Below are 11,530 nucleotides of genomic sequence, written 5' to 3'. Positions count from 1 at the left end.
ATCAACCGCTGGAAAGAGCTAAATTCTAATTCTACATTTAACGAAAATAAAAAACTTATGTGCAAGCCTCTACTATTCATTCTGTCCATTTATTAATCCTTTATTGAACTTCTTATATGGTTCTTGACTGAACGAAATTCCGGGTCTGACCCCCGACAAGCATCGTTTTTTCACTGAAAGAGACGAATCATTATGTTTTAAACTTTTACTGGAAATTATGTTCACAACTGTTATTTTTGGGGAAACACATATATAAAAGGAAAAAGGACAGGGGCTGAAAACGTGACGGACTGGGAAACCGCCTATTTAGCAGGTATCATTGATGGAGAAGGGTCAATCACACTACCCGCATCCATGAAAATGAACATAGGAGACCTTGTATTTCTGTTGCGTCGACTGATAGGGAACTTCTCGAGTATCTTCAAGACTTAACCAAGGGACAAATTTCTAAAAAGAAAAACTACAATCCATCTCGTCATCTAAACTCCTATTCATTTACAATAAAGAACAAAAATGATGTCCTTAACATTTTAAAAGAAATCACTCCCTATTTAAGAGTAGAAAAAAGAAAAAGCGTGCGTACTGGATTCTAGAGCATTATAACGAAGTTACAAAAAGAAACGGAAAATATAGTCCAGAATGTTTGAAACTCATATTCGATTTTGAAGAGGGATTTTTCAAAATATAAGTAAGGACTTTGTTTAATAGGACTGTTGTTTTGTAATCGGGAAGTCGATTTGGATGATTCCTGTTGTTTCATTAACGCCCCCGTTTAGTTTAAGTACATTTGTTCACAAACTTTAAGTTTTTAAGACCTGCCTGTTTTCTTTCGCTAAGTTACTTTTTGGAGTATAAGTTTAACTGCCGTTACAAATAATACCCCTATAACAAATTAGGGGGTTAATAAAATGGAAGAAGCACCCATAAGTAATAATGCTATGAGCACAAGCAATAATGGAATGAGTACATCTAATAAGATAAACCTTCCAGGTCTTGGTGTTGGAGCAATTGTACTAACCACTGTTTATACGGCAATTTTGGCTTCACAGTTAATGGCTACAAAGCATAAAGTCGATTACCTTTATTATAAAGAATTAACACAAAATAAATAGCAAATTATTGACGGTGCTTTTTTCACCGTCTTATATTTATTTAAAACAGAATTTGAACTAACCTGCCCGTTCGTATTATAAGGTTAATCAGAATTCTAGATATTTCTGGTTGACCTTTTTTAATATGGTCTTACTATAACAGTAGCCATGGTAGAACGTCCCTGCCCGTGGGACTTAAATCCCGTCGATTAAACCGTTCACCCCCTACTGGTAGAAACATATTTAAGGCTGGTTGGGACAAAGATCTCGTATAACAAGCGAAGGGCTCGTAGTGATATATAGAAATCAGGACCAGACGACCTGCACACTACCCTCTTAACGAACCGGGGGTCGGCCCCTTTTTCCGAGAAAGTGAAAGTGTTCTGGGAGTTATTGGTCGATTTATTTGAATAAATGCACGCGGGGACGGGATTCCGTCCCCTTTTAATGTGCTAGTGGGGCAACCAGTGTGTCCCCCCAACTCTTATATATACAAAACGTATACTATCCTTCTTAAGGTAAATATTAAAGGGGTATCTTAAACAAGTGGCCACCTTCTATATGAGACATTACCTAAAAGAAAGCTGCCGCTGAAGACCAGGTATCAGTAAATCCCTAAGAAAAACACTCTAAAAACTAAGAAAAAGGAGGTCTGTTTCATTGGATAAGTATCAATTGGCTCCACACGAATCTTTGGACCTGCATGAAGCGATCAATTTGAAAACTTTATGTGTAGCAAAGTCAAAATTGATGCAGGGTCTTGTTTTTGACCAGGACCTTAGAGAATTGATGGAAAAAGATGTGCAGCAATCCATGTTAGATCTTGCTGAATTACAGCAGATCTATAAACACGCACCATTTGAAGCCCCGGTTCCACAGAGCCGCCCGACACCAATTATCGATGATAAGGAGGGTAACGTACATTGAATCAAGATTATTTAGATCCCATTAATGCACTGAATATGCCGGAACTCGCTGATATGACATTTGCATTGGATTTTCTCGTTCGTGCAAAAGAAGGTGTTAGAAATACGGCTGTTGCTTTAACGGAAACAACCACACCCGAATTACGAGCAGCACTTCGGAAACAGCTTTTTCAAGGTATCGCGATGCACCAGGAAATTACAGAGCTTATGGTCCAGAAAAAATGGTTCCATCCTCATGACCTGGGTGAACAATATCAATTGGATCAGCTCTCTGCCAAGAATACAAATATGATTGCAAATATGAACTTATTCCCTGTTGACACTAACAGAAAAGGAATGTTTGACCGGACACCGGATGAACAATAACACTGGAGGTAAATCAGCATGAAAGCAGTAACCTACCAAGGCATCAAGAATGTGGAAGTCAAAGAAGTTCCAGATCCAAAGATTGAAAAGCCGGATGACATGATAGTCAAAATCACAAGTACCGCCATTTGCGGCTCGGACCTCCACTTGATCCATGGAATGATCCCGAACATGCAGGAAGACTATATCATCGGACATGAACCGATGGGTATTGTTGAAGAAGTAGGTCCTGAAGTGAGAAATCTCAAAAAAGGCGACCGCGTCATCATCCCGTTCAATATTGCATGCGGGGAATGTATTTATTGTAAAAATCAGCTGGAAAGCCAATGCGATAATTCCAATGACAATGGTGATATGGGAGCCTATTTCGGTTATTCAGGTACTACCGGCGGTTTTGCTGGCGGGCAGGCTGAGTATCTTAGAGTTCCTTATGCCAATTTCACCCACTTTAAAATTCCTGAATCCTGCGAGGAACCGGATGAGAAATTAAGTTGTATTGCCGATGCGATGTCCACCGGCTTTTGGAGCGTTGATAATGCAGGAGTCAAAAACGGAGATACGGTCATTGTCCTTGGCTGCGGTCCAGTTGGCTTGTTCGCCCAGAAATTTGCCTGGATGAAGGGTGCAAAAAGGGTAATAGCTGTAGATTATGTCAAATATCGTTTGGATCATGCCAAACGTACAAACAAAGTGGAAATCGTCAATTTTGAAGACCACGAAAATGTTGGCAGCTATCTTAAGGAAATTACCAAAGGGGGCGCCGATGTCGTCATTGACGCGGTTGGGATGGATGGAAAGATGACCGATATGGAGTTCCTTGCAAGTGGATTAAAGCTCCAAGGTGGTGCCATGAGCGCCCTGGTCATTGCTTCACAGGCAGTACGTAAAGCAGGTACCATCCAGATTACAGGCGTTTATGGCGGCAGATATAATGGATTCCCGCTTGGGGACATCATGCAGCGAAACATCAATATACGCTCAGGACAAGCACCGATGATTCACCTTATGCCACATATGTATGATTTGGTTACATCCGGCAAGATCGACCTTGGTGATGTCGTGACCCATGTGCTGCCACTGAGCGAAGCCAAGCGTGGTTATGAAATTTTCGATACTAAGACAGATAATTGCATTAAAGTCGTGCTGAAACCATAAAAAAGCTGTCTCGCAGGAGTTTAGACTGAACTCCCGTCAAATCAAAGGAGGTTGATGAAATGGATTATGTATTGCATGAAGTCCTGGAGGTCCAGGAACTGGCCTCATTCAAAACTAATTGTTTAACCAAGTCCAAAACCATGAGAGCCCTTGTTGCCGATGAGAAACTCAAAAGAATCATGGAGCAAGACGTACAAACATCTACACGTCAACTGGAGGAATTCTCCGCTATTCTTTCCAAAGCAAAACAATCATGAGGAGTTGAATAAAGATGAACTTTATTGCTGAAAATTTAACAGGCATGAAGGCACTTACAGATCAGGTAGTCGCAACAGACCTTCTGATTGCAGCCAAAAGCGGCGTCCGAAATTATGCGATGGCCATCACTGAAACGGGTTCACCTGAAATAAAAGAAGTGATGACAAAGCATTTGGAAGAAGCCCTGGACCTGCACGAGCAAATCTCGAGTTATATGGTGGAACGGGGCTGGTATCATGCCTTTGATACGAACGAGCAGCTTGATCTCAACCTGCAGAATATCGACACTGCTTTAAAACTGCCGACACTTTAAAAAACCAAGGAGCAGATATGATCTACGATCAACTGTTCCTTGATTTTGGTTAATCTTTACATTACGCAAAACTAGCTTGATATAAAAAGTAAACTTTTGCCTGTTTGAAGAGAAATCGGGCTGGTTTCCCAGTGGTTGTCCTTTACTACTCCATAATGAAGGTCGTCTGAATATATAAATAAAAATTTATACACCTGTTGACTTTAAATCTTAACGAAAGCAATTGATCTCCCTCACTTTTTAAAGTGAAAAGGTCAATTCCTTTTCTTATTATTTGAAAGGGAAGTACGAATGGGTGCTGTAAAAGAGTGAGGGTCTGACCCACTAGCGTTGCACGACTTCAAAAATATGTAAAATAACGCAAAATGGTAAAATTTCTTTACAAAAACAAAAAAAGCCCTAATGTAGAAGATAGTGACCTAAACGTTCCCTAATCTTCTACAAAAGGAGCTCACGCAATGAGTAAAAGTATAGGTCAAAGAATGTTAATTTGTCAATGTTTATCCCAACTTCCTACGGAAGATTTACAATGTCCTCTTCTTGATTATGGAAAGAAGCTGACTACCGAAGCCCTATTAAGGATAGGTGTGGCTGCGCACCTGGATCAGATGAGTTCGTATTCTCATATTGAAGAAAAGATCCGAGCGTATACCGATCTAATGAAACTATTGAATGTCAACGGGATTAGTGGCTCTCAAATAAGCCGGCGGATCAACGATCTTTCTACCGAGGTAGTACAAAGTGTTTTTATCAAAGTAATGGCTAAAGTTCGTCACTACACTCGGAAGCAAAACGGTATTTCGAATGCGATTGGACGTTTGGACATCGTGGATTCTACAGAATTTCGGTTACCTGAAAACATGTGTGACTGGGCCTTTATTTCAAAGGGCCATAATGCTGTTAAAATGCATACACGATTGGTTGTCACTTCCAAAAATACAGTGTTTCCAGATAAAATCGTCCCTTCAACGGGTAATGTGACAGACTTTGAAAGCTCAGATGTCATCATTGAAGAGGCTAACGCTACCTATGTCATGGATAGAGGGTATGGATCGAAGAAAAACTTGATGGACTGGTTGGACAAAGAAATTGATTTTGTTGCCCGTATTGGAAAGAACTTAGTTCTTTACACATTGGAAGAACGAGAACCAACTCACTCGTCTGTTCTAAAAGACGAGACCGTTAATTTTGGTATTTCAAATGAACCCGTTCGCTACATTGAGTTTGTCGATGAAAAGAATCAAGTATATCGGATTTTGACCACTCGCTTTGATTTAACGGATGTGGAAATCCTCGAAATCTACAAAAACCGATGGTTGATTGAACTCTTCTTCAAATGGATAAAGGGTCATCTCAAGATGAGAAAGATATGGAGTACCAAACCGCAAGGTATCTGGAATCACATGTTTCTAGCACTAATCGCATACGGGCTATCACTGTTAATCAAGCTTCAACTGAACTCAACGAAGACGGCATGGAACTTCTTTCGAGTCTTACAGATTTATTTATTCCAACCGGCAGACAGAATCTTGAATGAGTTAAACCGAAGGAAGAAACCATCCAAAGGAAGGCAGAAAGTGCAAAAACCTCTGGGGAAAAAGAATCTGTTTTTTGGTGATACTGGGATTGTGATGGTGAAAGAAAAGAAAACGAAGAAGAAATAACAATGGCACATTATACATATGTAAAAAAAAGGGAACAAGGTTGAGTTAACACCTTACTTCCCTTTTTTAATTTAGAAACTCAAAATAGATGTAAAATAATTGAATATATTCAATTTAATTACTTTCGTGCAACGCTAGTGGGTCTGACCCCCGGTACTCTAACGTATTAACGTATCAGGGGTCAGGCTGCAAATTTCCTGTATGATGATAATGCCTATGTGCCTGCAGAGATATATGAAATTAGTTGATGAGTCTTCAGAAAGGCAGCTCCTAAAAGTCGATTCTCTGTATTTTAGCAGAGAGGTTATGTCTTCGGGGGGACGAGGAAACCTGTCCCTCAGCGCCTCCAACCGTCAGCAAATTCCCAGATAAAAACTACTACCGATTAACCCTCTCCTGAGGTAATGTGAAAATTATTCATCTATGTTTTATTACGAAAAGGTAGAAGCAGGGAATTCATCAATTTTCATACGAAGTAAACTATACGGTTTCTGTCGCAGGTCTTTTCCATAATGAAACCTTGCCTGCCGATGTAATTGGTTCACAATGACATATAAGTATTGATCAGGCCCAATTGAAAAAGTATCCGGCCATAAAATTCTCGGATCATGAGCAATGGTTTCCATTATGCCATTTGGCAATATTTTTCGAATACTGTTGTTTTCATAGTCTCCGGCATAAAGGTTTCCTTTTGCCCCGCTGATCATCCCATCAGACGCACCTTTTTCTCCCCAGTACTCAACCTGGTAACGTAAATCGGTGTCCGGTATCGTTCGGTCTCTTAGAGCTTCTGTTGAGATTGAATACAAATGCCGGCTGGAAAGTGGACAATAAAATAAAACCTTTCCGTCGGGAGAAATCGCTATACCATCAGACGCCAATCTAAATGGAGATGTTGAGCCATCTTTGTTTCGGTTCATCAAAATTTCTCCTTCTACTTTCGGTAAAAAATAAGGGTCGGGTGAAGTGGAATTTACTCCATTTAACCGTCTGAACGCATTTCCATTTTCTAAATCCACAACGATTATAGCTCCTGGTCCTTTGGAAGATGAATCCGTTATATAAGCATAACCTGCTTTTCCAACTCGAAAATCAAATCGGACATCATTCAGATAAGTTGTTGGCAGGACAACATCTTCTGTAAAAGTATAAACTCTTCTTATTGTATTGGTTTTTAAATCCACAGCGACTAATTTTGCCCCTCCTTTAATTGGTTCGGAAAAATTAGGTGCCGCTGTATCTAAAACCCAAAGTGTTCCCCTTCCATCCGCAAATACACTTTGGACACTGATGAAAGACATTGTAATATTACCTTGACTACCCAAATTGGTTTTTAAACTAGGGTAAGGCTCCAAAGTATCTCCAACAATTTCCGCCACTGTGAACTTAACGTCGTCTCCCCATTTCGGAAAGCAAATGAAAATACGACCGGTTTCTGATACACTAACGCCTGTCGGCATAGCCCCATAAAATTCATATACTAGCTCTAACTTACCGAAAAATTTTTCCATAGGTAACATAGGTTTCATGATATCCTCCTCAAAAATTACGCACGGGATATCAAATATATATGATTTAAATTTATTTTAGTGAATTGTTCTTAATTGACTAAAATCAATTAAATTACTTTATGGAAGTGCACATATTATAAAAACACGCCTGTCGGTAAGGAAAACAAAAAAGAATGACCGATTGCATTCTAATGGTAATTCTTTCAGTTTGTCGAAAAATCTAGCTTTTTTGTTTAAGTTTTTTCTTGAGAATTAGCTTAATTTATCTACTCGCAACCGAACCGCCATCTACCCGAAGGTTTACTCCATTAATAAAGGAAGCCTGTTCTTGTGGATCTTTTTTAGAGAATTTTATACGAAATTTTGTCTTCTTCACCCGCTTGTACTTTTAATACCCACTTAGGTTCCATTATCAATTCCCTTCCTAAAGCGAATAAAGGTACACCTGTTTCAAATGCTTTCATCACTTCATCGGTTGTTCACAGCATCCCGACACCAAGAAAAAGGTTTCTCTTTTGAAGAAGAATACGATTCTGTGTTGAAAGCAAACAACTTTTTCACACTTCTATTACATTATTTGTTGTGAATAACACATACATTGCCTAGAAGAAAATTATTTCTATAGGAGGTTTCTATGGATCAAAAGGATCAAAGTCGTAATTTAGACCAAATAGAGCAATTGCAACAAATGTTTAAAGCGAACATGAACACGCAACCTTATCCCAAGTACCCAAAAAATAAGCATAATTCGCCAGAATAACCTGGTTATATGCGAAAACAGCATTTTTTATTTATTTTTCACTGATAACCATACTTTCTTTATCACGCACTTATTGTCAACTTAGTATTAAAGAGTTCTTCCATTAAATGGCCCTTTAACAGAATATGGGTTTATTATGGCTTTTTCGATATTGTAATTTGTGTCATTTAACAAGATTGTAATTATTTTCGTGTCAAAAAAATGACACAATAGTCCAGATTGGTTACTATAAAATACAGTAATAACCACAACTATTGTGTCACTCGTCAGATATCCTCTTCTGTGCTAGTTCTACTTCCCTATTACAATTTTATAAATGTATAACTTCTTCAACAATTGATTCTCCTTCGCTTTGGCTGCTATCTAACCATTTCCAACTCTCTAGGAGGCGAAGTCTGCCATCGGATAGAATTTCAGGAGTAGAATAGCATTGACCTCCCCTAATAACATTTTTAATGTTTACATGGTTATACCTAAACTGTAAGCATCCATCTTCCTTCACAATCCCAATTAATATTCCTTTTACAATTTCACCTCCACTATAAGTTGCTGAAAGTATATTCCCTTCCTGTTTATATTCAAAAAAAGTTTTTGAAGAAACTTCTCCATTAGCTGTATTTTCAATTGATACAAACTTACGTCCATCATAATTTATCACAAAAAACACTCCTTAAATTCCCAATTTTCAAATAGTTTAACACATATTTTTACTGTATCAAATTATCTCTTCTTATCGACATACAAGACCTGTTTTTCTCTAATGCACACTTTTTCTCATTTGACTCAAATAACGTGGCGTATCCAATCCTTCTTTTCTAGCTGTAATACTGTCCCCAAAACATACTAATTTAAGCATACGATTTCACCTTATACCTATTTTGATGCTCAACAATACTGCACTAATGCTTCTCATAATAAATTTTTGAAATTTCCCTCCAAGCAAAAAAGGACCTGGAAGCTTACTTTCAGATCCTGTCCATATTGAGGCCTTTATTTTCATATCAAACCCTTATGAATTTTTCAATGGTAACTAATTATTAATTCGTTTGTTAACTTCAATCGTAATGAACTCCGGCAAATAATTGGGAGTACATCCTTTTGATACCATTTCATCTTTGTAAAGACCCGTTTTCTCACCAAGTTTTATACAACGTGCTCGATACTTTTCATCATAAACGCCTATCCAGCCTGCGGTGAAATTCATAGCCCATTGAACTTCCGGTTCTTCCTGGGTAATAGTAGCTTCAATTGCAGATAGTAAGTCTGCGGTGTTATCAGGCGGTGTTTGTCCAGTCCATCTCAATCGCCCTTGAAAATACCAGAAAGCTCTCCTTTGAAGAGCAGAAGGACTATTTTTCCATAACTCCATCAATGCAATGTTCTTCTTGTTTTTGGTGAGCTGATTAGCCATTAACCAATCCATTAAGTTATTTCGCTCATCATATGTATGAGTCTGCATATCCTTATCAAGCTTATTTAGTACATCTTGTGAAAGTAGTTTTTTGTCCATAATTAAGATTGCCAATAGTCTTGGCAAAAACTCTCCGGTTGACCAAAGTTCCATAGCTAGTTCGTGATCTTTTTTAATGTCCTTCGCTATTTTTCGTAAGTCGCCTAGCTTTGTTTTACTATTGATCTGAGGTAGAATGATTTCTGCTTTTGATGAGCGTTTTATATCTGTGCTTTTATTTTTATTCATTTGAAACAACTCCTTATTAAAGCACTGATTCATAATATGTCATTGGCGGGATAGATGAATAACTAAGTTTCTTTATAAGTCTTATTGCGTACAATTGTACCATAACAAAGTAAAATGAATGATTCATTACGCCGTTATTTATGGTACGGTTTTCCACTACCAGTGCTACACTACATCTTCAACAATCTGGCCCTTTACTGAATAACCATTTTTAAGAAATAATAAAAGTTATGCTCCTGCATTCAAACAGAGCATGGCTTTTCTGTATATAAACTTGAAGTATAAGATTTCCAAAATAGTAATTTTATGGTTGTATCCACAAAATAAAAACCACCAAATATGTATTTGGTGGAGACGGTGGGACGTGCACTTCCATGCTTTCGACATGGCACTGACTATATCTTGAACCTGTAGTAGAGGTCCTTTGGCGTATTATGCGAAATGTAGATTTATCTGTTGTCAGATAGGATCCCGCATCCTAGTACTGCCATAGCTTGGCAGCCTATAAGTCGATACACGGCTGTTGGATTGCTCCACATACCGCTCGGCATTGCCTTATCACACATTCTGTGACTTAGGTTTCACCGATAAAGCCAAATTTTCACTTATGTGTTGCCACATAAGGCGACTATTACTAATCGAACCCACGTCCAGAAACATCGCCACTTAAGCGTCTACGAGCGTAGTCGATATATTCGCAAGTTCACTGCAGCTTCTGCCTATCGACGGGCGTCCGTGCAGCTAGTCTGATTAGTCTCTTCCTTTGTCCTCAGACGGTGGACTCCGGCGTAGCCTACTAAGAGTGAGTCCCTTACCCTACCACATAGGCGATGGAGGGAGGAACAGCTAAAGCGCTATTACGCAGCTAAAGCTAGGTTATTGTTAGTTTTGCCAGTTATTATTGGCTTTGACGTTTTAACGTAGACGATCCCTACGGCTCGCAACCCAAGCTCGAACTATCCCTGTCGAATCCGTAACGTCCCCATATTAGAAAGGGAAGAACGGGAAAGAATAAGTTCAGCGTGTAAGTCACTTATTCAATTGTTCTTACAGCCGCTTGATTACCTCGCGACAAATACTATTATAACAAATCTACAGCAGAATGCAATTGTAAGATTACGGAAATCAGTACAACTACATGCCTTTTTGTCTTTGAGCAAGTTCTCTTTGAATGGAGCGATTTGCTTCTTTACGCTTTAGATCTTCACGCTTATCATACTTCTTCTTACCTCGCGCAAGACCGATTAGTAGTTTCGCTACACCATTCTTGATATAGAGCTTAAGCGGTACAATTGAATAACCTGCTTCTTTGGATTCACCGATCAATTTGTTGATTTGCTTGCGGTGAAGCAGAAGTTTACGTGTTCTTAGCGGTTCGTGGTTGAAACGGTTTCCCTGCTCATATGGACTGATGTGCATGTTGTGCACGAATACTTCGCCGTTTCTGATTCGGGCGAAAGAATCTTTCAGGTTTACGCGTCCGGCTCGGATGGCTTTTATTTCTGTTCCTTGCAGGACAAGTCCGGCTTCGTATGTTTCTTCTACTGCATAGTCATGGCGGGCTTTTTTATTTTGGGCAATGAGCTTGCCTTCTCCCTTTGGCATGTGTATCCCCTCTTTTCTCTTTCTGTCGAGTTTGTTTTATTATTATCTCATATTTTGATGTAGATTTGTATGAAAAGGAAAGGAGCAACGGTGAATACCATTTGCTCCTGGCTTTATTGATATCGACTTTCTCATACCGCTTTTGATTTCCGTGCAGGACTTCGCTTTCCGCGGGTAGCTTG

General features: G+C 39.0%; 12 protein-coding genes and 1 other RNA gene. 8 read left to right on the top strand and 5 right to left on the bottom strand.

Annotation, left to right across the window (positions count from 1 at the left end):
* Positions 1–282: 282 nt before the first annotated feature.
* The 8 genes from HWX64_RS21975 to HWX64_RS15010 all read left to right on the top strand — a co-directional run bounded on the left by HWX64_RS21975 (position 283) and on the right by HWX64_RS15010 (position 5,773).
* Positions 283–432 (top strand): hypothetical protein, encoded by a 150-nt coding sequence (locus HWX64_RS21975; protein ID WP_254871162.1) that lies wholly within the window; start codon positions 283–285, stop codon positions 430–432.
* A 476-nt stretch (positions 433–908) separates the two neighbouring features.
* The gene (locus tag HWX64_RS15040) at positions 909–1,112 is read left to right on the top strand and encodes a hypothetical protein (RefSeq protein ID WP_175989744.1); all 204 of its coding nucleotides are present in this window, start codon (positions 909–911) and stop codon (positions 1,110–1,112) included.
* A gap of 639 nt (positions 1,113–1,751) precedes the next feature.
* Complete coding sequence (locus HWX64_RS15035; RefSeq protein WP_148970834.1) at positions 1,752–2,018, top strand: spore gernimation protein GerQ; 267 nt, start codon at positions 1,752–1,754, stop codon at positions 2,016–2,018.
* Positions 2,015–2,383 carry a spore coat protein gene (locus HWX64_RS15030; RefSeq protein ID WP_175990349.1) on the top strand — a complete coding sequence of 123 codons (369 nt, stop codon included), beginning with the start codon at positions 2,015–2,017 and terminating at the stop codon, positions 2,381–2,383. Before HWX64_RS15035 ends, HWX64_RS15030 begins: the two co-directional genes overlap by 4 nt.
* An 18-nt stretch (positions 2,384–2,401) precedes the next feature.
* Entirely contained in the window at positions 2,402–3,538 is a 1,137-nt protein-coding gene (locus HWX64_RS15025; RefSeq protein WP_175990348.1) for a zinc-dependent alcohol dehydrogenase, read from the top strand.
* Between the two features lie 59 nt (positions 3,539–3,597).
* Positions 3,598–3,795, top strand: a complete 198-nt coding sequence (locus HWX64_RS15020; RefSeq protein WP_175990347.1) for a hypothetical protein — start codon at positions 3,598–3,600, stop codon at positions 3,793–3,795.
* A 14-nt stretch (positions 3,796–3,809) separates the two neighbouring features.
* Entirely contained in the window at positions 3,810–4,109 is a 300-nt protein-coding gene (locus HWX64_RS15015; RefSeq protein WP_175990346.1) for a spore coat protein, read from the top strand.
* Between the two features lie 458 nt (positions 4,110–4,567).
* Positions 4,568–5,773, top strand: a complete 1,206-nt coding sequence (locus tag HWX64_RS15010; protein WP_175990345.1) for an IS4 family transposase — start codon at positions 4,568–4,570, stop codon at positions 5,771–5,773.
* A gap of 431 nt (positions 5,774–6,204) precedes the next feature.
* Here the strand turns inward: HWX64_RS15010 and HWX64_RS15005 are convergent, their stop codons facing one another.
* The 5 genes from HWX64_RS15005 to smpB all read right to left on the bottom strand — a co-directional run bounded on the left by HWX64_RS15005 (position 6,205) and on the right by smpB (position 11,348).
* The gene (locus HWX64_RS15005; RefSeq protein ID WP_175990344.1) at positions 6,205–7,302 is read right to left on the bottom strand and encodes an L-dopachrome tautomerase-related protein; all 1,098 of its coding nucleotides are present in this window, start codon (positions 7,300–7,302) and stop codon (positions 6,205–6,207) included.
* 1,052 nt (positions 7,303–8,354) lie between these two features.
* Entirely contained in the window at positions 8,355–8,702 is a 348-nt protein-coding gene (locus tag HWX64_RS15000; RefSeq protein WP_175990343.1) for a n-acetylglutamate synthase, read from the bottom strand.
* A 372-nt stretch (positions 8,703–9,074) separates the two neighbouring features.
* Positions 9,075–9,743: a DNA alkylation repair protein gene (locus HWX64_RS14995; protein ID WP_175990342.1), complete on the bottom strand. Its 669-nt coding sequence runs from the start codon at positions 9,741–9,743 to the stop codon at positions 9,075–9,077.
* A 635-nt stretch (positions 9,744–10,378) separates the two neighbouring features.
* Positions 10,379–10,719, bottom strand: a transfer-messenger RNA (tmRNA) gene (gene ssrA, locus HWX64_RS14990).
* 158 nt (positions 10,720–10,877) lie between these two features.
* Complete coding sequence (gene smpB / locus HWX64_RS14985) at positions 10,878–11,348, bottom strand: SsrA-binding protein SmpB (RefSeq protein WP_175990341.1); 471 nt, start codon at positions 11,346–11,348, stop codon at positions 10,878–10,880.
* Between the last annotated feature and the right edge of the window lie 182 nt (positions 11,349–11,530).

The sequence above is a fragment of the Bacillus sp. Marseille-Q1617 genome (genome assembly GCF_903645295.1).
GTDB lineage: Bacteria > Bacillota > Bacilli > Bacillales > Bacillaceae_B > Rossellomorea.
The sequence above is the reverse complement of the archived record's forward strand: the minus strand, read 5'-3'. Positions and strand labels throughout refer to the sequence as shown.